At 46.6% G+C, this 25,701-nt stretch carries 18 protein-coding genes; 16 read left to right on the top strand and 2 right to left on the bottom strand.

The features are described from left to right. Window positions 1-6 precede the first annotated feature (6 nt). Window positions 7-876: a dihydropteroate synthase gene (gene folP, locus RIH33_RS09900; protein WP_406650184.1), complete on the top strand. Its 870-nt coding sequence runs from the start codon at window positions 7-9 to the stop codon at window positions 874-876. Then, window positions 873-1,814 (top strand): diadenylate cyclase CdaA, encoded by a 942-nt coding sequence (gene cdaA / locus RIH33_RS09895; protein WP_406650182.1) that lies wholly within the window; start codon window positions 873-875, stop codon window positions 1,812-1,814. Before folP ends, cdaA begins: the two co-directional genes overlap by 4 nt. On the opposite strand, the gene kbl is transcribed toward cdaA, so the two are convergent. Further along, on the bottom strand, window positions 1,807-2,997 hold the full coding sequence (kbl, locus tag RIH33_RS09890; RefSeq protein ID WP_406650181.1) for a glycine C-acetyltransferase: 1,191 nt from the start codon (window positions 2,995-2,997) through the stop codon (window positions 1,807-1,809). The genes cdaA and kbl overlap by 8 nt on opposite strands. A gap of 9 nt (window positions 2,998-3,006) precedes the next feature. Further along, entirely contained in the window at window positions 3,007-3,252 is a 246-nt protein-coding gene (locus RIH33_RS09885) for a hypothetical protein (RefSeq protein WP_406650179.1), read from the bottom strand. 91 nt (window positions 3,253-3,343) lie between these two features. On the opposite strand from RIH33_RS09885, the gene RIH33_RS09880 reads away from it, so the two are divergent. The 14 genes from RIH33_RS09880 (at window position 3,344) to sprA (ending at window position 25,655) form a co-directional block, all read left to right on the top strand. Further along, a complete protein-coding gene (locus tag RIH33_RS09880) occupies window positions 3,344-4,294 on the top strand; it encodes an NAD-dependent epimerase/dehydratase family protein (RefSeq protein ID WP_406650178.1) in 951 nt (316 codons plus the stop codon). A gap of 131 nt (window positions 4,295-4,425) precedes the next feature. Further along, window positions 4,426-5,211, top strand: a complete 786-nt coding sequence (locus tag RIH33_RS09875) for an enoyl-CoA hydratase/isomerase family protein (protein WP_406650176.1) — start codon at window positions 4,426-4,428, stop codon at window positions 5,209-5,211. After that, the gene (locus RIH33_RS09870) at window positions 5,211-6,689 is read left to right on the top strand and encodes a lipopolysaccharide biosynthesis protein (RefSeq protein WP_406650175.1); all 1,479 of its coding nucleotides are present in this window, start codon (window positions 5,211-5,213) and stop codon (window positions 6,687-6,689) included. The genes RIH33_RS09875 and RIH33_RS09870 overlap by 1 nt, the downstream gene beginning before the upstream one ends. Before the next feature lie 6 nt (window positions 6,690-6,695). Next, on the top strand, window positions 6,696-7,697 hold the full coding sequence (locus RIH33_RS09865) for a sugar phosphate nucleotidyltransferase (RefSeq protein WP_406650173.1): 1,002 nt from the start codon (window positions 6,696-6,698) through the stop codon (window positions 7,695-7,697). A gap of 1 nt (window position 7,698) precedes the next feature. After that, complete coding sequence (locus RIH33_RS09860; RefSeq protein WP_406650171.1) at window positions 7,699-9,417, top strand: tetratricopeptide repeat protein; 1,719 nt, start codon at window positions 7,699-7,701, stop codon at window positions 9,415-9,417. Next, a complete protein-coding gene (locus tag RIH33_RS09855) occupies window positions 9,380-10,153 on the top strand; it encodes a DUF4292 domain-containing protein (protein ID WP_406650170.1) in 774 nt (257 codons plus the stop codon). Before RIH33_RS09860 ends, RIH33_RS09855 begins: the two co-directional genes overlap by 38 nt. Beyond that, window positions 10,140-11,333 carry a murein hydrolase activator EnvC family protein gene (locus RIH33_RS09850; protein WP_406650168.1) on the top strand — a complete coding sequence of 398 codons (1,194 nt, stop codon included), beginning with the start codon at window positions 10,140-10,142 and terminating at the stop codon, window positions 11,331-11,333. Before RIH33_RS09855 ends, RIH33_RS09850 begins: the two co-directional genes overlap by 14 nt. A 57-nt stretch (window positions 11,334-11,390) precedes the next feature. Next, entirely contained in the window at window positions 11,391-11,603 is a 213-nt protein-coding gene (locus RIH33_RS09845; RefSeq protein WP_406650166.1) for a twin-arginine translocase TatA/TatE family subunit, read from the top strand. 3 nt (window positions 11,604-11,606) lie between these two features. Further along, complete coding sequence (gatA, locus tag RIH33_RS09840) at window positions 11,607-13,031, top strand: Asp-tRNA(Asn)/Glu-tRNA(Gln) amidotransferase subunit GatA (RefSeq protein WP_406650164.1); 1,425 nt, start codon at window positions 11,607-11,609, stop codon at window positions 13,029-13,031. 63 nt (window positions 13,032-13,094) lie between these two features. Beyond that, a complete protein-coding gene (locus RIH33_RS09835) occupies window positions 13,095-14,408 on the top strand; it encodes a LysM peptidoglycan-binding domain-containing protein (RefSeq protein ID WP_406650163.1) in 1,314 nt (437 codons plus the stop codon). A 56-nt stretch (window positions 14,409-14,464) separates the two neighbouring features. Continuing rightward, window positions 14,465-15,541 (top strand): DUF4837 family protein, encoded by a 1,077-nt coding sequence (locus RIH33_RS09830; protein WP_406650161.1) that lies wholly within the window; start codon window positions 14,465-14,467, stop codon window positions 15,539-15,541. Between the two features lie 34 nt (window positions 15,542-15,575). Continuing rightward, window positions 15,576-17,867 (top strand): NADP-dependent malic enzyme, encoded by a 2,292-nt coding sequence (locus RIH33_RS09825; protein WP_406650160.1) that lies wholly within the window; start codon window positions 15,576-15,578, stop codon window positions 17,865-17,867. Continuing rightward, window positions 17,864-18,457 carry a Holliday junction branch migration protein RuvA gene (gene ruvA, locus RIH33_RS09820; protein ID WP_406650158.1) on the top strand — a complete coding sequence of 198 codons (594 nt, stop codon included), beginning with the start codon at window positions 17,864-17,866 and terminating at the stop codon, window positions 18,455-18,457. The genes RIH33_RS09825 and ruvA overlap by 4 nt, the downstream gene beginning before the upstream one ends. A gap of 58 nt (window positions 18,458-18,515) precedes the next feature. Then, complete coding sequence (gene sprA / locus RIH33_RS09815) at window positions 18,516-25,655, top strand: cell surface protein SprA (protein ID WP_406650156.1); 7,140 nt, start codon at window positions 18,516-18,518, stop codon at window positions 25,653-25,655. The last annotated feature ends 46 nt before the right edge of the window (window positions 25,656-25,701 follow it).

The following is a 25,701-nucleotide window of genomic DNA, read 5'->3' as shown; positions in this document are numbered from 1 at the left end:
TATTGTATGCTGACGTTCGTTCGCGACAAATCTAACACATTGACTGCTCAAAAATCTATAAATATCAAGGGAACCCTGCTGGACTTATCTGTGCCAAAAGTGATGGGAATACTCAATGTCACACCAGACTCTTTTTATAAAGGCAGCAGGCAGCAGACCATTACTGACTTGCTGCGTTCGGCGGAGAAAATGCTCAATGAAGGAGCTACTTTTCTGGATATAGGCGGGTACTCTACACGGCCTGGTGCTGAGGATATTGGCGTGAAAGACGAGATTAATAGGGTACTGGAGCCGATCAGGCAAGTGACTTCCCGGTTTCCAGAGGCAATTATTTCTATAGATACTTTTCGCTCGGAGGTGGCCATTGAAGCCATAAACGCCGGGGCCCACATCGTTAATGATATCTCTGCGGGAATGCTGGATGGACGGATGCTAGAAAGTGTGAGCTGGATGGGGGTGCCTTATATTGCCATGCATATGCGAGGTACGCCACAGGACATGAAGCATCACACCGAATATGAAGACCTGTTGGGTGAGGTGACTCACTTTTTTTCAGAGCGCATTTCGGCGGCAAAGTCAGCCGGTATCAAAGATGTGATCATTGATCCGGGGTTTGGGTTTGCCAAGACCGTGGAGCAGAATTTTTATCTTTTGAATCGCGTTGAATACTTAAAGCATCTGAGTCATCCGCTTTTGATTGGGGTATCCCGCAAGTCGATGGTTTATAAAACATTAAATATTGAAGCAGAAGCCGCGTTAAATGGCACAACTGTATTAAATACCGTAGCTTTGTTGAAGGGCACTTCAATACTCCGAGTACATGATGTGAAGGAGGCGGTGGAAGCAGTAAAACTCGTTAATCAAATTGTAAATTGATCTTAGGTTTTAATATCGGATTTCTGGAAATAGGCTGGGTGGATATCATCGATATCTTCCTGTTTGCCATATTGCTCTATCAGGTGTACAAGCTGATGAAGGGCAGTGTGGCGATAAAGGTTTTTCTGGGATTTCTGGTGCTTTACCTCATTTACCTGATGGTAAAAGCTGCCGAGATGGAGCTGATCAGTAATGTGTTGGGTCAGTTTATGGGTGTGGGTGTTTTGGCGGCCATTATTCTCTTTCAGCAGGAGATCCGCAAGTTCCTGCTCCTATTGGGTCGGACCTCCATTTTTAACGAAGGAAACCTGTTTGATAACTTTAAGTCCATCTGGTCCAGCAAAGGAAATTATCAGAAAGCGGATGTAACCCCGCTGATAGAAGCAGCCAAGACCCTGGGAGGTACCAACACCGGAGCACTAATCGTGATTTCAAAAAACTCGGAGTTGAAATTTTTTGCAGAGTCAGGTGATCGACTGGATGCCGTGATTTCAAAGCGATTGCTGATGGCTATTTTTAATAAGTATAGCCCGCTGCACGATGGTGCAGTGATCATTTATAACAATAAGATCATAGCGGCGCGATGTATTCTACCTGTGACTGAGCGGGAGGTGCCAGCCCAGTTTGGACTGAGGCACCGTGCGGGCATTGGGATGTCTGAAAACACGGATGCACTGGTAGTGGCGGTGTCTGAGGAGACAGGCCAGATTTCTACTATGCGGAATGGTACAATATTTCATAACCTGTCTACTCAGGAGCTCCGCAAGGCAATCAATGAGTACCTATACGAAGATGCTAAGGAAACTACCAGCACCGATAACGTATTGAAGAAGGCCAAACAAGAAGGCTCCACCAAGAAGGAGGAGCCTAAGAAGAAAGAAGAAGCTAAGAAGGAACAGCCAAATTCACCCGTGAAAGAATCCGCGAAGGCTAGCTGATTACCCCCAGTTCTTTTCCTACCTCCGTAAAGGCTTTGATTGCTTTGTCGAGATGCGCCCTGTCGTGCACCGCTGACATCTGCACCCTGATCCTCGCTTGTCCTTTGGGCACTACCGGGAAATAAAATCCAATGACATAGATTCCTTTCTCCAGCAGTTTCTGAGCCATTTTTTGAGACAGTACTGCGTCGTATAGCATAATGGGTACTATGGCATGCTCTCCCGGCTTAATGTCAAAACCCGCTGCAGTCATTTGTTCTCTGAAGTAGCGCGTATTGGTTTCCAGCTTATCCCGCAATTCGGTGGTCTCTGACAACATATCGATCACCGCGATAGAAGCCCCCACTATGGAAGGTGCGAGCGTGTTAGAAAACAGATAGGGTCTTGATCGTTGTCTCAGAAGTTCGATGATTTCTTTTTTACCGGAAGTGAAGCCTCCTGATGCGCCACCGAGCGCTTTTCCCAGAGTGCCTGTAATGATATCTATCCTGCCCATGACCCCTCTGTGTTCATGTACCCCACGTCCGGTTTTACCCATAAATCCCGTAGAGTGACACTCATCGGTCATGACTACCGCATCATACTTCTCAGCCAGTTCGCAAATTTTGTCTAGTTGGGCGACAGTACCATCCATGGAGAAGACTCCATCTGTGACAATCACTTTTACTTTGGCCTTTGATGCTGCAATCAGCTGAGCTTCCAGGTCTGCCATATCGTTGTTGGCATAGCGATATCTTGCTGCTTTGCAGAGTCTCACACCATCAATGATGGAGGCGTGGTTGAGTGCATCCGAGATGATCGCATCTTCCGGTCCTAACAGAGGTTCGAATACTCCGCCATTGGCGTCAAAAGCTGCCGCATACAGGATGGTATCCTCAGTGCCCAAAAAGGCAGAAATTTTTTCCTCCAGCTCCTTGTGGATGTCCTGAGTGCCACAGATAAAGCGCACGGAGGACATTCCAAAGCCGTGAGTATCTATTGTTTTTTTTGCAGCATCTATCACTTTGGGGTGTGAAGACAACCCCAGATAGTTATTAGCACAGAAGTTGATGACTTCTTTGCCGTCCTGGAGTTTGATGACGGCATCCTGTGGGGTAGTGATAATTCGTTCTTCTTTGTAGAGTCCGGCTTCCTTGATTTCTGCGAGTTCGTTTTCGAGTTTTGTTTTAAGTGCGTTGTACATTGGGGTTGTTTATTTTAATCTGGGAACAATCTTTGGTTTTACCTTTTTCACTTGCTTCACGGCATTTTCTTCAGGTTCTTTTTCCAGCCTGTATTTTCTTCTTAATTTATTGATTAAAAAAAGCTTCTGTGCTGTGAAACTGTCCGGATGCATTTGTGAGAAAACAAGGTTGAATGACCTATAAAGGTTGCTTTCACTGCTTTTCAGGCGATCCGGATCTATTTTTTTGCTGATGAGGTAAGCTCGTAAATTCATGAGAAAACAAATTTAGAAGGATTCAAGGTTATAGTGGCGAGAAATATCAAATTACTACTTTTGCCCAGAATAAACGACATAACCCCCCTCGATGAAAAAAATACTTGTCATAGGTGCCTGTGGGCAGCTTGGTACGGAGTTGACCCTAAAACTCCGTGATCTGTTTGGTGTTGAAAATGTGGTAGCATCTGATCTTCGCGAAGCAGTGGATCTGATCAAAGACGGACCTTATGAGCAGCTGGACGTGATGGATAAATCCAGACTTGATGAGGTGATTTCTACCCACGACATTGATCAGATTTATCATTTAGCAGCAATTCTTTCAGCCAGAGGTGAGCAAAACCCCATGCTCGCCTGGGATTTGAACATGACCAGTCTGCTGAACGTGCTCGAAACTGGAAGGGATAGAATTACCAAAATTTACTGGCCAAGCTCCATAGCGGTATTTGGACCTGATACGCCGATGGTGCAGACTCCCCAAACTACCGTGATGAACCCCAATACGGTATATGGCATAAGCAAACTGGCCGGAGAACGCTGGTGTGAATATTATTTTCAGAAATACAAAGTGGACGTACGCTCCATGAGATATCCCGGACTTATAGGGTACAAGGCCAAGCCAGGAGGGGGTACTACTGACTATGCAGTGGATATTTTCTGGAAGGCTATCCTCGATAAGAGCTACGAATGTTTTCTGAAGCCAGATACACTACTACCAATGATGTATATGGATGATGCGGTGAAGGCCACCATAGACCTGATGCAGGCAGACCCTGCCGCACTGAAGGTGAGATCCAGCTACAATATCTCGGGTATGAGTTTTTCGCCCAGTATGATTTATCAGGAGATCAGCAAGCGATACCCTGATTTTCAAATAGAGTACAATCCTGATTTTCGCCAGCAGATAGCAGACAGCTGGCCTGATAGCATCGCAGATGACCAGGCACGTGAAGACTGGAATTGGAGCCCTTCGTTTGATTTGGCAAAAATGACAGCAACTATGCTGGACAACCTTGAAGCACAATTGGTTTCAACAAAATAATATCGAGGCAAAACGGGCTTTAGTAGAATAAGCATTCAAATGCCATTTGAAAATCGTCCTTATTGCGTAAATTGTTTGACTTAATCTGATTTTTAATTTTTCTTTCGACTTCATTAGAAATCAATCAACCTATGGCAGACCTGCAAAATCTTTCTCTATCGACTAACGGGAGTATTCTCACCGTAACCATCAATAGGGAAAGTAAACTAAACGCGCTTAATACTGATACAATAGCCGAACTGAAAGAAGTGATTCAGTCTGTCTATGATGACAAGGATATTAGTGGTGTCATCATTACTGGTGCTGGAGAAAAGGCCTTTGTGGCCGGAGCGGATATTGGAGAATTCTCCGAACTAAATGAAATGAATGCCAGAAAGTTCTCAGAGGAAGGCCAGGAGGTCTTTCAATTGATTGAGAACTGCCATACCCCTGTGATCGCTTTGGTGAATGGATTTGCCCTGGGTGGGGGCTGCGAGCTGGCGATGGCATGTCATATGCGCGTGGCCACGGCCAATGCCAGATTTGGTCAGCCTGAAGTGAACCTTGGCATTCTTCCTGGCTACGGAGGCACGCAGCGACTGACTCACCTCATCGGTAAGGGCAGGGCCTTTGAGTATCTGATGACAGGAGATATGATGGATGCCAACCAGGCCCTGAGCTATGGGCTGGTGAACTACACAGAAGTGGATAAAGAAGCGGCGATGGCCAAAGCCAATGACCTTTTGGAGAAGATTTCTTCAAAAGCCCCGATCGCCATAGGACTGGTGGTCGATTGTGTGAATGCCGTTTTCAATCAGGATGAAAATGGCTACCAGACAGAAGCCAATGCCTTTGCGAGGTGTTGTGGCACGGATGATTTTAAAGAAGGTGCTGCCGCATTTATGGAAAAAAGAAAACCTGAGTTTAAGGGAGAATAGTGGGGCAACTCAGGCAGCTTGCCAGCCAAACGGTAGTTTATGGAGCCAGTAGTGTACTGGGGAGGGTATTAAATTATCTACTTGTACCACTCTACACCGCAGTTTTTTCACCGGAGGATTATGGAGTCGTTACGGAGCTATATGCTTTTGTGGCGTTTCTGAATATTGTATACACCTATGGGTTTGAAACGGCGTACTTCCGCTTTGCCACCAAAAGTAATGATGCCCGACACTACTTCAATGTGGCTCAGACTTCCCTGATTACTACTTCAGTCCTTTTTAGCGCCGCACTCATCCTGTTTTCGGAAGGTATTGCTTCCCTTTTGGAATATCCCGGGCAAGGCAAATATGTGGTATGGCTGGCACTCGTGCTGGCCATAGATGCCATAGTGGCCGTACCATTTGCACGACTCAGGTTGGAAGGTAAGGCATTAAGGTTTGCCACCTTCAAGCTGGGTAATATTGGTTTGAACATTGGCCTGAATATTTTCTTTCTGGTTTTTTGTCCCTGGTGGCTGGCTCAGTTTCCTGATTCTTCCATTTGGTTGATTTATTTTCCCCAGCTGGGTGTAGGGTATGTTTTTATCTCCAATCTCATTGCCAACGGATTTTATCTCTTGTTTTTTGCACCGTGGCTCATCAGGATGAAACTCTTGATGGGGCGGGACTGGAAGGTGATGATGCTCTATGCGGCCCCACTTTTGGTGATGGGTTTTGCGGGGGTCACTAATGAAATGCTCTCACGGGTGCTTTTGAAATACTGGCTTCCTGTGGGGTTTTACCCGGGACAGAGCAATCAGGAGATTCTGGGTGTTTTCGGCGCCTGCTACAAGCTTTCAGTATTTATGACGCTCGCGGTTCAGGCATTCAGGTATGCTTTTGAGCCTTTCTTTTTTTCAAAATCAGCGGACAAAAACTCACCGGAACTTTTTGCCAAAGTGATGCACGGCTTTATCATTTTCGGATCGTTCTCCTGGCTCGTGATTTCCCTCGTTCTGCAAGACCTTGCTCCGCTGTTTCTGAGGCAGTCCAGCTATTTGTCGGCATTGGATATAGTACCGTGGTTATTGGGCGGAGGGCTGTTTCTCGGCGTGTATTTCAACCTCTCGGTATGGTACAAGCTTACCGATCAGACGAAATATGGGGCGTGGATTACCATTCTTGGCTCTCTGGTCACCATCGGGCTCAATTTTGCGCTGATTCCGGTGCTCGGCTATATGGGCAGCGCCATGACTACCTTCTTGAGCTATCTGCTCATGGTATGCATGAGCTATGTCATCGGTCAAAAGCATTACTTCGTCCCATATAAAACCGGGAAAGGGCTTTTTTATATGGCTTTAGCTGGCCTTTCCATATTAGCGTTTTATTTTTGCGACCTTTGTCAGGAATATAAGTATTTCAGTGCCACCGGGTTAATCACATTGTTTGTGGCAATGGTATGGTTATTGGATTTCCGCAAACAGACTTTCAACAAGTAGAAAAATATGAATCTCATCGTACCCATGGCAGGTATGGGCAAACGGCTCAGGCCACATACCCTTACCACTCCAAAACCGCTTATTCCGATTGCCGGTAAGCCCATCGTGCAGCGTCTGGTGGAGGACATAGCGGCGGTGACACCAGAGAAGATTGAGCATATTGGATTTGTGGTAGGTGATTTTGGTCGGGAGACGGAGGCCCAGCTTTTGCAAATAGCACAGGCAGTGGGAGCTACTGGTCACATTTTTTACCAGCAGGAAGCTCTGGGCACCGCTCATGCGGTGCACTGTGCCCGTGAGGTACTTGAGGGCAGGGTTACGGTTGCCTTTTCGGACACCTTGTTTAAGGCGAATTTTACACTGAATACCGAGGATGATGGCATTATTTGGGTGAAACGGGTAGAAGACCCGAGTGCATACGGAGTGGTCAATCTTGATATAGAGGGAGTAATCACTGAGTTTGTGGAGAAACCAAAGAATCCTGTTTCTGACCTGGCGATTATTGGTATTTATTACTTCAAGGAAGGCGAGAAGCTCAGAGATCAACTGGATTATATAATAGAAAACGATGTCCGTGCCTCGGGTGAATTTCAGCTCACTACCGCGCTGGAAAACCTCAAGAAAGAGGGCGTGCGATTTACCACTGGTGCCGTGGACGAATGGCTGGACTGTGGCAATAAAAAGGTGACCGTACAGTCAAATAGCCGCTACCTGGGTTTTCTTGGGCAGAACATCATCGCCGATTCTGCTGTTATTGAAGATAGCGTGATCATTCCGCCTGTGTATATAGGTGAAACGGTCAGGATAACATCATCAGTCATCGGGCCCAATGTCTCAGTAGGCGCAGGATCTGAGATTCGCAATAGTCGGATTAAGGATTCTTTGATCCAGAATCATGTCAACTTAAAAGACATTAATTTAGTTAACTCCATGGTTGGAAACTTCGTTATCATGGAAGCAAAACCAGCTGAGGTTAGCCTGGGTGACTTTACGGAATGGAAGGGATAATATGAGAGCGAATTATTATTTGTGGATAGGGTTGTTGTTGTTGTGCTCACTGGTGGGCTACAGTCAGAAAAATAATCAGGGTGGAGATTTTGAGCCGCTTGATGTCACTGAGTTGTCAGAAAGTGAGGCCCTCAAAGCTGAGACCATGCTGATCGATGCTGAACGTGAGCTCATCCTGGACAATGAATACAAGGCCCTGGAGCTTTTCAAGGCTGCCCTGGAGATAGCGCCCAATAACCCTGTCATTAATTTTAAAATTGCAGAGATTCTCATCAAAAATGGAGAAAGCCGGGAGGCTCTTCCATACGCCACTAAGGCGATGAACCTGGACAGGTCCAATAAATACTATATTCTCCTTGCCGCAGAAGTGCACAAAGCCCTGTCTGATTTTGACGAAGCTGCCCGCCTGTACCAGCAGATGATTGATGAAATACCGGGCACTGAAAGTTATCTGTTTGATCTGGCCATCATTTATCAATACCAGGGAAAAAACGAAAAGGCTTTGGCTACCTATCGGGAGGCCGAAGAAATTTTTGGCATGAATGAGATGGTGCTGCGGGAAAAGCAGAAAATATACCTGAAGAAGCGCGACTACCCCTCGCTGATTGCGGACTGGGACAAACTGATCCAGGAAAATGCAGATAACGACCGGTATGCTATTGAGCTTTGTGAATTTCTGATCTCTCAGAACCTCATGGATGAGGCTAAGGAGCGATTGCAGGGCCTAAAGAACAATAAACATGCTGATTTACTTATGAGTGAAATCGCATTGAGCGAGGGTAATACGGCGTTGGCCATGGAGTTGGCCGAAAGCACAATGGGCTCTCCGGATGTGGATTTTCAGGCTAAACTTCAGGTACTGAATCGATTTTTGGAGTTTGTGATCACCTCGGAGGAGTTTGAGAAAGTAAGTCAAATGGCTATGAGTCTGGCGGCCGATTATCCTGCTCAGTATGAGGTGCAGGCCTTCACCGGAGATGTAATGTATCGGCTGGAGAGAAAAGAAGATGCCAGAAATTTTTACCTGAAAGCGATCCAGTTGGATCCGACCAACTATGGTGTGTGGCAGAATATCCTCAGTGTCGAATCTGACCTCAATCAGTTTGACAGTGTGATTGTTCATGCCGAGCAAGCGATGGAGTACTTTCCAAATCAGGCGGCTCTCTATTATTTTGCGGGCACGGGATACCTCATCACCAAAAATTTTAAGAGATCGGTGCAAGTACTGGATCAGGGAAAAAAATATGCTACGGATCCTAAACTTCTGACCGTTTTCTACGGGCAGTTGGGCGATGCATACAATGGCATGAAGCAGTTCGATAAGTCGTATAGTGCTTATGATGATGCCCTGAAGGCCGATCCTCAAAATGACCATGTGCTGAATAACTACAGCTATTTTCTGAGCCTTCGCAATGAAAAACTGGATAAGGCACTTTCTATGTCCACCAGGCTGGCAACAATGCATCCGGATAATCCCACCTACCTGGACACCCATGGGTGGGTGCTGTATACACTTGGACGCTACGATGAGGCACTGATTTATCTAAGAAAAGCGGCTAATTTGCAGGATGATGGGACGGTTATTGAGCACTATGGTGATGTATTGTATAAATTGGGACGGATAGATGAGGCCATCGACCAGTGGAAACGCGCCAGCCAGTATGAGGATGCCTCCAAAAACATTGAGAAGAAAATTGCAGACAGGAAACTATACGAATAGCTGGTTAAGTGTATCATTGATCGCACTCATTCTACTTACCGGCTGTAATAAGAAGTTCTCATACATTTTTGATCGAAACAGCACCAGGTTAGTGGTGAATGACGCCAAGTTTGATTTTTTGTCTTCCAAAGCAAAAATCAACTTTGAGTCCGAAAAAAATAATGTATCCGGTTCCGCGAATATTCGCATCCGGAAAGATAGTATTATATGGGTATCCTTATCACCAGGGCTGGGGATAGAGGCTGCGCGGGTGCTGATTACCACCGATTCTGTGACCATACTGGACAAGATCAACAAAGTATTCATGAAGTACAGCTTTGCTGAGCTGAGTAAAAAGCTTGACTTTGATCTGAATTACGGCCTGGTGGAGTCGGCCATGCTGGGCAACCTGGTGTACCCTTATGATCGGGAACGACTAGTCAGGACGGCAAGTACCTATGCTTATAGCCAGCAACACAGCAGCTACCTCTTCGAGAATTTTATTGGTACAACGTCTATGAAGTTGGAAAAGATCCAGGTGCTGGATACGCTTTCGCGAAATACAATTTCAGTAAATTACACTGATTTTCAGTTGGTTGACGAAGAGGTCTTCCCCTTTCAGATCAGTGCCATTTTGGAGTATGCCAAAAAAGGAACGGATCCGGTGAAAGTGATCATCGAATTTAAACAGACTGAAATTGAGAAAAAACCGTTAAAATTTCCTTTTAACATCCCACAGCGATATGATCGTAAGTAAGCGATTGGCATTTTTTGGCTTTTTTGTTTGGCTGTTGGCATCTGGGGTTTATGCTCAAAAAACCAAATCCCAGCTGGAGCAGGAAAAGCGGGAGAACCTGAGCAAAATCGCCGAAGCAGAGAAAATCCTCAGTGATACGGAATCAGAGAAAAAGGCCACATTGGGTCAACTCAGAGCATTGAACCAGCAAATAGAAGCCCGTGAAGGGCTGATCAGCGCCCTGAATCAGGAAGTGGGTTTACTCAATGGGGAAATCAATGATTTGAGCATTGTGGTAAATGCTCTTCAGAGTGATTTGAAAAACCTAAAGCAGGAATACGCTGCCATGATCTATAGCAGCTACAAGGCCAATCATGGCTACTCCAAGCTTACCTTTCTGTTTTCAGCCCGTACCTTCAATCAGCTCTATATGCGATTGAAATACCTGGAGCAATATGCCGACGCAAGAAAAATTCAGGCGCGTCAAATTGAGGAGGTATCCCGGGAATTGGATGCTCAAAGAAATCAGGTGGAGATCAAAAGATCCGAGCAAAAAACGCTTCTTAATCAGCAGCTGGCAGAAAACAGAAAGCTGATCAACCTGAAAACCAAGCAGAGTGGCCTGGTACAGGAGCTTACCAAGAAAGAGAAAGAGCTCAAAAAAGAATTGGCTGACAGAAAACAGGCGGTTGACCGGCTGGATAACCTGATTGCGGAAATTGTGCGGAAAGAACTGGAGCGGTCTAAAACCCTCTCTTCCACAGCCATTGCCAATGAGGACGAGATTTCAGCTTCTTTTGAGTCCAATAAAAATAAACTCGCCTGGCCTGTCAGCTCAGGTTTCATCTCTTCAAAATTTGGGAAGCATCCGCATCCGGTCATGAAAGGCATCATGCAGGACAACCCCGGAGTGGACATTCAAACCCAAAAAGATGAATCCGTCAAAAGTGTTTACGATGGAAAAGTGATTCAGATTGCCTATGTCCCCGGCATGTACAATGTGGTGATTCTGCAGCACGGTGAGTACTATACCGTTTATTCCCGTCTAAAGGAAGTGAATGTAAAGAAAGGAACGCTTGTTAAAAGAGCACAACCATTGGGAGCGGTACATACAGACACCAATGGGGTTTCAGAAGTACATTTTGAAGTTTGGAAAAACTACGCAAAACTTAATCCGGAGCAATGGCTTTCTCCCAAATGATTTTTTGGTAGGAGCGTTTTATAGCTATCTTTGGAGTCAATTTTAAACACAACCACTATGAATACGGTGTTAGCATTTGGAATGCCAGGAGGATGGGAACTCATTGTGATCATTTTATTTGTGATCATATTTTTCGGAGCGAAGAAGATACCCGAGATTGCCCGAGGAATGGGGAAAGGTATCAGAGAATTTAAAGATGCCACCAAAGAGATCAAAAACGAGATCGACGAAAGCGCGAAGGCAAAGCCTAGCGAGAAAAAAACAGATTAAGATTTGCGTGCTCAATCCTCTTTTTCTGAAATCAGGCAACAGCTCGATGCAGGTAAAATATCTTGCGGTCAAATAGTTGACCACTACCTGAAGAACATCCGGGAGAAGAATGGCACGTTGAATGCCCTCTTGTCTGTGTATGATCAGGAGGCTACAAAGCAGGCTCGCCTTATCGATCAAAAAATCAAGTCCGGAAGTGCAGGTAAACTGGCCGGACTTGTAGTTACCATCAAAGACGTACTTTGTTACAAAGATCACCCACTGCAATGTGGGAGTAAAATCCTCGATGGATTTCAATCACAATTTACTGCCACTGCAGTGCAACGGCTGCTGGATGCCGATGCCATCATCATAGGGCGAAATAACTGTGATGAATTCGCCATGGGCTCCTCCAACGAGAACTCAGCTTTCAGTCCGGTGGTCAATGCCGACGGTCATAACCGTGTGCCTGGTGGCTCTTCGGGAGGCTCCGCTGTGGCTGTACAGGCCGATATGTGTGCAGTTTCTTTGGGCACCGACACTGGGGGGTCAGTGCGGCAACCCGCATCATTCTGTGGAATCGTCGGACTTAAGCCCACTTATTCCAGAATCTCCAGACATGGTTTGGCGGCATATGCCAGCACCTTTGATTGCATTGGTATATTTTCCAACAACGTGAAGGACACAGCACTCGTACTGGAAGTGATTTCCGGCGCGGACGAGTATGACAGTACTGTATCCAGGCAAAAAGTTCCTTCATATAGTGAGCACCTGCAGGCAGGTAGGAGTTATAAGATTGGATACCTCAAGGAAACCCTAGACAATGAGGCCCTCAACCCGGAGGTCAAAGCGGCTTTTACCAGACAGATTGATGAATTGAGCGCCCAGGGACACCACGTGGAGGAGATTTCTTTTCCATTGATGGAATACACTTTACCCACTTACTATATTCTCACAACCGCCGAGGCCAGTTCCAACTTGTCCAGGTATGATGGCGTGAGATATGGTCATCGCACCACTGAGGCCAGCAATCTCGAGGAAATGTACAAAAAGTCCCGCACCGAAGGGTTCGGTGAGGAAGTGACCAAGCGAATATTGCTGGGGACGGCTGTACTCTCTGCCAGCTACCACGATGCTTATTACATCAAGGCACAAAAGGCACGAAGGATGATTCAGAATGAATTGAATGAGCTGCTGGAGCGTTTTGATTTTATTATTATGCCCACAGCGCCCACGACGGCATTCGAGCTTGGGTCGAAAACAGAGAACTCCATGGAGATGTATCTGGCGGATTTATTTACCGTACAGGCATCGGTAGCGGGTGTTCCGGCCATATCCATACCCATGGGTAGAGACCAGCAAGGGATGTCCATTGGCCTACAGATTTTGTCCAAAGCATTCGAAGAGCAAAAATTATTGGCCTTCTCAAATTACCTTTTAGATAATTAATCCGATAGATTTACTGTTATGAAGCGTATGAGGATATTTTTCCTTGGATTATTTGTATTCAGTATGATAGCTGCCAAAGCTCAGTCTGACTTTGGCTATGACTACATACCGGATGCTTCCTATGAGGAAGTTGCAGACCGAATCTCCTGCATTGAGTCGGAAGTTTCTCTGGAATATAATGAAAAGGTGAAGTCATTCATTGATTACTTCACCGTGCGTGACAGGCCTTACACGCAGGAGGTGCTGAACAAAACAGCACTTTTCTTCCCCATTTTTGAAGAGACCCTGGCCAAATATAATCTGCCAGATGAACTGAAATTCCTTTCTATAGTAGAATCCGGGTTGCGACCAAACGCCATTTCACGTGCAAACGCAGTGGGCTTATGGCAGTTCATGTCCTCTACCGGAAAGATGTATGGTCTGAACAACGACTGGTATCTGGATGACCGCATGGACCCCTATGCTTCAACGGATGCTGCTGCCAGGCACCTTCGTGATCTTTACAGCATGTTTGATGACTGGGAGCTGGCTCTCGCCGCCTACAACTGTGGCCCTGGCAATGTGCGCAAGGCCATTCGAAGAAGTGGATACAAAAAGAAATTCTGGGAGATTTATCCCTATCTCCCGAGAGAGACCAGGTCATATGTGCCGCAGTTTGTGGCCATTTGCTATACTTTCAATTACGCACCGGAGCACAATCTTTTTCCTGAGTCGCATCAGATTTTTCCGCGATTCGACACCATAATGATCAGTCAGTACTTCCATCTGGAGACCTTTGCCAAACAGCTAAACGTCTGCCTCGATGATCTTCTAAATCTGAATCCAAACATCAAAAGGGGAGCCATACCCGAAGGGACAAAGAATTTTGCATTGAGAATTCCTGCTGACCTGAAAGATACGGTCGTGAGCAATCGCGCTTTCTTTTATGACGCACCGGGGAAGGTAGGCAAGGAACAGCTGGATTATCTGGCCAGGAATACTCCGGGAAGCACATACGGCCGGGAAAAACAGGTCTACAGGGTCAGAAGTGGTGACGTTTTGGGCACTATTGCCAACAGGTACGGTGTGCGGGTGACAGACCTCAAGTCATGGAATAATCTGAATAGCAATATGATCAGAGTGGGGCAGTACCTCCAGATATGGGTGTTGCCTACCTATAATAGCTCCACAAAGGATCTTTATGCCAGCTCAGCACGCACTGAAAATAAAGCGGTGGCCATTGAAGGAAGGAGGGTGCATCATGTGCAGAATGGGGATACCCTCTGGGAAATTGCCAATACCTATTCAGGTCTTTCCATCGAAAAAATAAAGGCGCTGAATAACTTGACGTCAAATACCATTAAACCCGGTCAGCAGCTCATCATATCTTCCGAATAGTTTCGTTAGTAGTGTAATCTTCTATTTTTTGTAGGAGTCCCAAAACCTAAAAAGTTATGAGAACATTATTTCTATTTTTTCTTGTCCCAATCTTAATTTTCACCAGCTGCAAGAGCGCCACAGATAAGGTGAAGGAAGATTTCAAGCCACTGGCACGAGGAGAAGCGGATGAGATCATTCTCGTGATTGACTCTACACAGTGGGAAGGTGAGCTCGGCAATACCCTACGGAACATGTATCAGCAATACATGCGTGTACTCAATCAGGATGAGTATGAATTTTCATTGAACAAAGTCAATCCCAGAAAGCTTAACTCCGTACTCAAGCATGCCCGGAATATGATTTTCGTGATGACGCTGGACTCGCGAACCCTGGAGAGTAAAACCATCCGAGAGAATTTTACAGACAATTCTCTCAAGATGATCCAGCAGGACAGTTCTCTCTTTTATACGGTACGCAAAGATGAATTTGCCAAAGGGCAGATTGTACTCTATCTCTTTGGTCAAAATGAAGAGCAACTGGTGGAGCAGATTAAAGACAATAAATCCAGCCTGGTGGAGCTCTTTGAGTCTGCAGTAAGAGAGAGAACCCGAGAGAAGACACTTAAGAAAACCAAGTCTGAAATGATGGCGGCCATCACTGAAAATCATGGCTATCAGATTCAGGTGCCTTTCGGATGGGACCTGGCCAAAGATGTCAGGGATTTTATATGGCTGAGAAGGCTGGAGGCAGACTCGGAGCTTAATGTCTTTATTTATGAGGGAGACTACAAAGACCGACAGGTCTTTGAGCACGTAGATGAACTCAGAGATGAGATTACAGGGACATACCTCAGAGATTCAGAAAAGCCCGACCTTTATATCCAGCGGCAGGACATTATTCCGGTGTACACTGAGCGGGTGACTTTCAATGGCAAATTTGCTGTGGAAGCCCGTGGCTTGTGGAAGATTAACAACAACTCAGCCGGGGGGCCATTTGTCAGTTATACTTTTGTGGACGAGAAAACCCAAAAACTATACTACATAGAAGGGTACGTGTATGCTCCCGGTACTAAAAAGAAACCTTTGGTACGGGAAGTAGATGCGATCTTGTCTACCTTTAGGACTTCTTCCGAGGTGGGAGATCCAACCTGAAAAATTATCCCCAAATAAAAACAACAACCGACCTATGTGTGCCAAAATAAGAAGACAGGAGGCGCTGGACTTTCATGAGTCGAAGCCTGCCGGGAAAATAGAAGTAACTCCCACCAAACCCCTGAGTAGCCAGCATGATCTTGCGTTGGCCTATTCCCCCGGAGTGGCAGAGCCATGTCTGGAAATTGCAGCCAACAAAGAAGATGTGTATCGTTATACCGCCAAAGGGAATCTGGTAGGTGTCATCTCCAATGGGACAGCGGTACTTGGGCTGGGAAATATTGGCCCTGAGGCTTCAAAGCCTGTGATGGAAGGAAAGGGCGTTTTATTCAAGAAATTTGCTGGGATCGATGTGTTCGATATAGAAATAGACGAAACTGATCCGGATAAATTCATTCAAATCGTCAAGAGTCTGGAGCCGACATTTGGAGGCATTAACCTCGAAGACATTAAGGCACCTGAAAGCTTCAAAATAGAAAGAGAGCTTCGCGAAAAAATGAGCATCCCTGTGATGCATGACGATCAGCATGGGACAGCGATCATTTCCTCTGCGGCCCTCATCAATGCCCTGGAGGTCTGTGGAAAGAAAATTGAAGAGGTGACCATCGTGGTGAGCGGAGCGGGAGCTGCCGCTATCGCATGCACGGATCTTTACACCTCTCTGGGTGCCAGAAAGGAAAACATCCTCATGACCGACAGCAAGGGAGTTGTGAAAAAATCACGAGGCAATCTGGACGAAAGCAAGGCGCGTTACGCCACCGATCGCGAGGATGTGGATACCCTTGAGGATGCCTTAGTGGGAGCTGATGTTTTTCTCGGACTCTCTATTGGGAACATTCTGAAACCAGCCACTCTGAAGAAGATGGCGAAAGATCCGATTGTTTTTGCATTGGCGAATCCGGACCCGGAAATAGCCTACGATCTGGCCATAAAGACCCGGAAGGATATTCTGATGGCCACCGGCCGATCCGATCATCCCAATCAGGTGAATAATGTACTGGGGTTTCCTTACATTTTCAGGGGGGCACTGGACGTGCGTGCCACGGCCATCAATGAAGAAATGAAATTGGCCGCCGTGAAGGCCATTGCGGATCTGGCTAAGCAAACAGTGCCAGAGATGGTGCTAAAGGCCTATGGTCAGAGCAATTTGAAGTTTGGCAGAGAGTACCTGATCCCAAAGCCCCTGGATCCCCGGCTGATCACGACCATTTCGCCGGCTGTGGCAAAGGCAGCTATAGCCAGTGGTGTTGCACGGATCGAGATTAAAGACTGGGAGAAATATGAGCTGGAGCTTCAGGAAAGAATAGGCATCGATCAGCGCTTAATTTCACGAATCGTAACAAGAGCAAGACGAAATCCAAAAAGAGTGGTCTTTGCGGAGGCAGATGATGTGAATATCCTAAAGGCTGCTCAAATGTCTATGGACGAAGGAGTGGCCATCCCCATTCTGCTGGGCAACGAAGAGAAGATTATTTCACTGATTAAAGAAAATGAGCTGGAGGGCTTACTCGATTGTAAGATCACTGATCCCTATAAGGAGGAAGCCCGGGTAAATCAGTACGCGGAGGTTTTTTATAAAATGCGTCAGAGAAAGGGGATGACCCTGAAGATGGCACAGAAATCCATGATGAGGAGCCGAAACCACTTTGGAGCGATGATGGTGCAGCTAGGTGAGGGCGATGCGCTGATTTCCGGGTTGTCCAATGACTACCCAAAGACCATCCTGCCTGCACTACAGATTATCGGTGTGGAGCCTGGCATCAATCGGGTGGCGGGTATGTACATCATCAGCAATAACAAGGGTAATTTCTTTTTTGCAGACACCACTGTCAACCTTAATCCCACGGCAGAGGAGTTGGTAGACATCATCGGGCTTACAGCCAGGGTGGTGAAGTTTTTTGATACTGAGCCCCGCATTGCCATGTTATCTTATTCCAACTTTGGGTCGGCCAGAGGTGAAGTGCCTGAAAAAGCAGCTAAGGCTGTGAAACTGGCCAAGGAGAAATGGCCTCAGCTGGTTATTGACGGAGACATTCAGGCCAATGTTGCCCTTAACAAAGACTTGCTCAGGGAGAATTATCCCTTTAGTGAGCTGGCCAAAAATCCTGCGAACACCCTTATTTTTCCTAATCTTGACTCGGGTAACATCGCTTATAAATTGTTGATGGAACTGGGAGGTGCTGAGGCCATTGGTCCTGTACTTATGGGAATGAATAAATCAGTGCACGTACTGCAGGTGGGTAGCTCGGTGCGCGACATATTCAACATGGTGGCTATAGCGGTGGTGGATGCCCAGCTCAACGAAAAAAGAGAAAAAGCAAAATGATCAATTACCTGGAGGGCAAACTGGCTGTCAAAGACCCGACCTACGTGGTGGTGGATATCAATGGGATAGGTTACGAGGCAAAAATCAGCCTCATCACCTTTGCAGCAATCAAGAACCTGGAAGAAACCAAACTTTATACGCACCTGCATATCAAAGAAGATGCTCATACCCTGTTTGGATTTTCGGAGGAATCCGAGAAACGCAGGTTTTTGGAGCTCATCTCCATCTCAGGTGTGGGTCCGAGTACAGGGCTGATGATCTTATCTTCTTTGTCGCCCCAGGAACTGCAACAGGCTATTTTGAGTGATGACGTACGCACCATCCAGTCTGTGAAAGGGATCGGGTTGAAAACCGCGCAGCGGATTATCCTGGAACTGAAGGATAAGATGAAGAAAGAAGGCCTGCTGGAAAAAGGTTTGGATTTTGTGCCTTCTGCAAGCAATAGTTTGAGGAGTGAGGCGTTATCCGCCTTGACCACATTGGGGATAGGCAAGCCAGCAGCAGAAAAAAGTATAGATTTAATTTTGAAACAAAACGGACAGCAAATTAAACTTGAGGAGTTGATTAAGCTGGCTCTGAAGAGAGCATAGGTATTATTCTTGTTTGAAGAGGAAAACGTATTTGAAGAGGAAAACTTACATAAAACATTTGGTAAGTGCGATATCGCTTTGCCTTTGGGTATCCCTACCTGAAGCAACGTCTCTATCAGCTTCTTCGAGCGTCCTTGTTTTTCAGGATACCTCCAGACAAGACACCGTCCGTACTGATACTATTCCTCCTTATACGCCAACAAAGGCTCCAACGTTTCAACCAGCCTATCGTTTTGGTGATCCTTTCTCAAATAGGATAAGTCCTTCGCCCCTGTTGCTGGCTGATCCTTCGTCTATTGACCTGCAGGTTGATTTTGACTCCACGGTGAACTACTCGGTTTCTGAGCGGATTGGAGATGTTAATTTCCGACCGGTCACCACGATGACTTTTGAGGAGTACGACCGCTATAATGACCAGCAGATTACCAAAGAGTATTTTCAGGAGCGCTCTTCAGGACTGGACGGGGAGAGTGCTGTAAGCGGTCGTTCACTGATTCCCAGGCTGTATATCAGCCCGGTATTTGACCGGCTATTTGGTGGAAGCTATGTGGATATTCAACCCAATGGATTTGTCAATCTTGACTTTGGAGGTCGATTTCAGCGGGTAGACAATCCTGCGATTCCGATCCGTCAGCAGCGCAATGGAGGGTTCAATTTTGATCAGCAGATCTCTCTGAATTTGGTAGGTAAAATTGGTGAGAAGCTGGCGGTGACAGCCAATTTTGACAACAATAACACATTCGACTTTCAGAATAACCTTAAGGTAGAGTATACAGGCTACGAGGAGGATATAGTGAAGAAAATAGAGATCGGAAACGTGAGCATGCCTGTTTCTAACAGCCTCATGACCGGAGCTCAGTCATTGTTTGGGTTAAAAACCCAACTTCAGTTTGGTAAGCTGTATTTGACCGGGGTGGTTTCACGTCAGCAGGGCAAAAGTGATGTGATCACGGTGGAAAGTGGTTTTCAGGGAAAAGAGTTTGAAGTGCGAGCCTCAAATTATGATGAAAACCGACATTTCTTCCTGGGTCATTTCTTTCGTGAGAACTACGAAAAGTGGCTGAAGACTCTACCGCAGATCACTTCTGGTGTCAACGTGAACCGAGTAGAGGTTTATGTCATCAACAGGAACAATGACACCAAGTCGACAAGAGAAGTCCTGGGACTGATGGACTTGGGTGAGGGCCAGCGCATCTACCAAAAGGGCAACCCAAAGGTAGGCCCCGGTGATGGCAGTGTGCCAACGGATAACGGCGCAAATGATTTGTTTCAGTCTGTCACCAACACCCCTAACTTCAGAAGTAGTGACCAGGTAACCACCACCCTGGAAAATGACTTTGGATTTGTTAATAGTACGGATTTTGTGAAAGTGGGAACTGCTCGCCGCCTGGAGCAAGACGAGTTTGTGGTCAATACCCGACTGGGGTATATCACCCTTCTCCGAAAGCTCCAGAATGATGAGATGCTTGGCGTATCCTATACCTACAGCTACAATGGAAAAACGTATCGGGTAGGTGAGCTCACTGAAGATTACTCCGGTCTGGCCGACGATCAGGTGATTCTTCTAAAGATGCTTCGGCCCAATAAGATCAACACCAAGGTGCCTACATGGGACCTGATGATGAAAAACATATATAACCTCAATGCAAGTCAGATTGAACGGGAGGGATTTACACTGAGGGTGCACTACCGGGATGATGCCACGGGTATTGACAATCCTTCATTGCATGAAGGGAGGTTTACCAAAGATCAACCCCTGATCGAGTTGTTGGGACTGGACCAGCTTAACCAAAACAATGACCGCCAGCGTGATGGAAATTTTGACTTTATCGATGGGGTGACCATAGATGTAAGGAATGGCAATATCATCTTTCCTGTACTTGAGCCTTTCGGAGCCACGTTGGAGAGCAAGTTTGGAAGTGATGAAGTTTCGCTCAAGGAGAAGTATGTATACGATACCCTCTACCACACCACCAAGGCAGATGCCGAGCAGGTGGCCTCTAAAAACAAATTTTTTATCCTGGGTAAGTTCAATGCCGGATCATCCAATGAAATAGCCCTCCCGGGTATCAATATTGCGGAAAATTCGGTGATTGTTACCGCGGGAAACACACCCCTTACAGAAGGCCTGGACTATACGGTAGATTATAACCTGGGTCGCGTTCGCATTCTCAATGAAGGAATTCTGAGTTCAGGGAAGACCATTAACATTGCCTATGAGAAAGCGGATCTTTTCAATTTTCAGTCGCGATGGCTCTATGGAGCCCGGGCAGATTATAGGTTCAGCGAAAATTTCAATATCGGAGCCACCATACTGCAGCTGAATGAGCAACCGGGGGGTGTTTCCAGGTACACCATCGGGGATGAACCCACCCGAAACACAAAATACGGATTTGATCTCAACTTTCAGGATGAAGTCCCCTTCCTGACCAAGTTTATGGATTTCCTGCCACTGGTAAGTACCAAGGCGCCTTCGTCCATCACGGTGAATGCAGAGTTTGCACAGATGATTCCAGGTACTTCTAACCTTGTGGATGGGAAAGGAACTTCATACATCGATGATTTTGAAAGTGCCGTCACGCCGATTAACCTTGGGGGTTGGGCCGGGTGGGATTTGGCGGCCACACCAAAGACCACCGATAGAAAGTTTGACAAAAGCACTGAAGCGGGCTCCTCTCTCGGATTGAACTATAAGCGGGCGAAAATGGCATGGTACTCTGTGGACCAATCGGTTTTTTACAGAACTGGCGGACCCAATAAGCCAACCAACATTACCGATGAAGATTTGCAAAACCATTATGTTCGGCCGGTTCTGCCTCAGGAGATTTTTAGACAGCAATCCAGAAATTTGATTGTCACCCCTGAAACGCTTTTTGATATTGCCTACTTCCCCAATGAAAGGGGGCAGTACAACTATAATCCCAACCTGACGAGAGACGGGCTACTCCCGGACCCAAAAACCAACTACGGAGGGATTACCCGGGCCATTACCAATGAGGTGGACTTTGACAAGACCAACATAGAGTATCTGGAATTCTGGATGCTTGACCCTTTTATTGACGGCCCCAGAGGCCGGGTGCTGGATGGAAAATTCAATACCAACAACACCACAGGTGGTGATTTGGTCTTCAACCTGGGGAGTGTATCTGAGGACGTGATTCCCGATGGCCGCCACGCTTTTGAAAGTGGCCTTCCGGCCAATGGTGACCCGGCGCAGACCATCGCCAATGAGTGGGGTCGGGTGCCTTCAGAGCCCTTTCTTACTAACTATTTTGAGAATTCGGGATCGGCCAGAGCCAATCAGGATATTGGACTTGAGGGATTGAAAGATGAGGAGGAGCTGACCTACTTTGCCGATTTTATCAATCGTGTGTCTGTTTCCACAGATGTGCTGGATCAATTAAAGAGTGATCCTTCTGGCGACAACTTTCAATATTTCCTTGGTAGTGAGCTTGATAATCAGGATTTGAAGATTCTCGAACGATACAAAAACTACAATGGACTGGACGGAAACTCTCCGGTGAACAGTGGCAATAGCATTACCCGGGCCTCAACCACCACCCCGGACAACGAGGATCTGAATCAGGACAATACCATTTCCGACCTGGAGGAGTATTATGAATACCGCCTTTCACTTCAGCCCGGTGAGCTGGAAGTAGGCAAAAATCACATCGTGGATGCAGTGCAGGATGATAGCGGGGAGGCTACATGGTACTTATTTAGAATTCCTATTCGAAACCCTGACAGGGTGTATGGGGGCATCAGTGGGTTTAAAACGGTGAGGTACCTGCGTATGTATGCCACCAATTTTCAGCAGCCGGTGGTTTTCAGGATGACCAAACTACAGCTGGTAGGCAGCCAGTGGCGGAAGTATCAGGAGGCACTCAATGAGCCTGGGTTAAATGAAATCCCGGAAACCTCCTATTCTGATTTCAATGTGTCGGTGGTGAACATAGAAGAAAATAGCGTTGGCGGGGAGAATAAGTCCCCATACGTGGTGCCTCCCGGCATCAACCGTGACAGAGATAATACCACCATTATCAATCGTCAGCTCAATGAACAGTCCCTGCAGGTATGTGTGGATGATCTCGAAGATAAGGACGCCCGGGCGGTATATAAAAATGTCACTTTTGACCTGATCAATTACGGGCGCCTACAGATGTTTTTGCACGCCGAGGCCCACAATGGCGAAATGCTTCTGGATGACGAAATCAATGCCTTTATGAGGTTCGGTACAGATTTCACAGAGAACTACTATGAGATAGAGGTACCTATGAAAGTAACCCCAACAGGGCTTGATGGAAATAGTGGTGATGCCATTGCCAGGCTTGTATGGCCGCTGGAGAATGAGATTGATTTGTCCATTGATGAATTGCTGGGGATAAAATCTGAACGTAATAGGAATGATTTTGACGAAAGTGTTCCATACAGCACTCCCTCTAATAATGGGCAGTATAAGCTGACCATCAAAGGGCGGCCCGATATCAGTTCCGTTCAGGTCCTTATGCTGGGAGTTCGGAATCCGGAGTCCGACGACCGGGCGCCGAAATCTGTTTGTCTTTGGGCCAATGAGCTTCGGGTTACTGACTTTGACACCAAAAAAGGGTGGGCAGCCAATGCCCGGGTAAGTACCAAACTGGCTGACGTGGCCACGGTTTCAGCTTCCACCAGGTATACTTCCATCGGCTTTGGTAATATCCAGCAAACCATCCAGCAACGCACACGAAACGAGACCATCCAGTATGATATTTCGGCCAATGTCAACGTGGATAAATTTCTCCTTCCTGAGAAAACAGGCATTAAAGTGCCCATGTTTGTGAGCTATGAAAAATCCAGGGTTACTCCGCAATTTGATCCGCTGGATCCTGACGTACCATTAGAAGCTTCTTTGGCTACCATGGATTCTGATGAAGAACGGGAGCGATACCGGCGGATAGTGGAAGATCGAACGGAAAGGCGAAGCATTAACTTCACCAATGTGCATAAGGAAAAAGTAAACCCTGAAGCGAACAGTCACTTCTTCGATGTGGAGAACCTGTCCTTTTCTTATGCTTACAGCGACGTGATGACCAGTAATGTGAACACTGAAACCTATTTGCAGAAAAAGGTAAGTGGTGGGGTGGCTTATAACTATGCTCCCCGAACCATCTCGCTGGAGCCCTTTGCCAAATTGGAAGCCCTGAAGAGTCCTTACCTGAAGTTAATCAAGGACATCAATTTATCACTGCTCCCCAGCAGTCTGGCATTCAGGGCCGATTTGGACCGAAGCTTCAGGATGACCCAGCTCTATAATGACCAACTGGAGGTTTCTCCTGACCTGGCCCCTTATTATGAGCGCCTTTTCACCTTCAATAGAAACTATAACCTGCGCTGGAATATTTTCAAAAGCCTGAACCTCGACTATACTGCCAGGGTGAATGCCGTGATTGATGAGCCGGATGGGATCATTGAAGGGGACATCACTACCCAGGAGGAGCGTGAGTATGTTTGGGAAGAGATTAAGGACCTGGGCAGGATGAAAAATTTTGCTCAGGACATGTCCGCCACCTATAAAACGCCACTCGATAAACTCCCGCTGACCGACTGGCTGAGTGCAGACATCAAGTATGCAACAGGATATACCTGGACAGCAGGGTCACAGGTGGATCATGATTCGCTCTTCTTTGGGAATACGATTGAAAACAGAAGGGAACAGGGGCTTTCAGGAAAGGTGGACATGGTTAAGCTGTACAATAAAGTCACCTTTTTGAAGGAAATCAATTCTCCACCACGAGCCAAAGCCGGAGAAGAGGCACCCGGGTTCAACATAGGCAAAAGTTTTTTGAGGACTGTCATGTCATTGCGCAATATCAACGTGACCTACAGTGTGAGGGAAAGCACAACCCTGTCCGGCTATTCGCCACGCGCTTTCCTCATGGGTATGGACAGTGGCTTCAATGCACCCGGATGGGGGTTCATATTGGGGAGTCAGGATCCTGACATTCGATTCCGGGCTGCTGACAATGACTGGCTCAACAAAAATCCCGACCTGTCATCACCATTTATGCAGGCATACACTACTGACCTTGGTCTAAGGGCGTCCATTGAGCCAGCGAAGGATTTGAAGATTCAGCTAGATGCCAAGCGCACCAACAACGCTACCTACGAGGAGCTTTTTAGGTATTCGGATGAAGGAACAAACAATAACGGATTCAGGTCTCTGACGCCTTCCAGAAAGGGGAGTTACAATATTTCGTTCATGAGTATCAGCACTGCATTTGATAAGAGGGGGCCTGGCAACACGTCGGAAGCGTTCGAGACTTTTGCCGAAAACATTGAGAAAATCCGAATCAGGCAAACCGCCTTGAATAATGAAATAGGCTTTTATGATTCTTTGTCTCAGGATGTACTGGTGCCGGCATTTATCAGCGCCTATTCGGGTCAGAGTACCTCCGATGTAAGTCTTTCTCCATTCCCTAAAATCCCGTTGCCGGGATGGCGAGTGGATTATAATGGACTATCCAAAATCCCTGTGCTGGCAGAACTCTTTTCGTCCATCACGCTCACCCATGGCTACCGTTCATTGTACAATGTAAATGACTACAACTTTGACAATGACACCTACGGTGACAGACTCGGGGATGACTTGAGTGTGACACTCAACAACAACGTGCTGGACTACCCTCAGGCCACAGACACTACGGGCACCGGGCGATACGCACCAGTGTACATCCTTAATCAGGTGACTATTTCAGAGCAGTTTGCCCCATTGATTGGAATCAACTTCAGGACCAAGAGCAATATTTCCACCCGCCTGGAATATAAGAAAGACCGAAACCTTTCATTGAGCCTGGCCAATGCCCAAATCACTGAGACCACCAGCAATGATGTGACACTGGATTTTGGATATACCAAGGAAGAATTTAAGCTGCCATTTAGGATACAGGGCCGCACGATCACGCTGGACAATGCAGTGACCATGCGTGTAAGTATGACTATAAGAGATGCCGAGACTATCCAGCGCAAGCTGGAAGGCGAAAACAAGGTGACTACAGGGAATACCAACTTTCAGTTGCGACCATCATTTACCTATAAACTCAATGACCAGCTGGACCTGACCATGTATTTTGAGCGGAGTGTAACGGAACCAAAAGTCAGTTCGTTTAAGACGGCTACTACAGCTTTTGGAACACAGCTAAGATTTAGTCTTGCGCAATAGTGCAAAGTCTGAGTTTTAAGTAATTTTGGGCGTCAAAAAAATAACA

Origin of the sequence: Marinoscillum sp. (assembly GCF_040222955.1) — a bacterium.
Taxonomy (GTDB): domain Bacteria; phylum Bacteroidota; class Bacteroidia; order Cytophagales; family Cyclobacteriaceae; genus Marinoscillum.
Note: the sequence above shows the minus strand (reverse complement) of the source record. Positions and strands in the feature narration are given on the sequence as shown.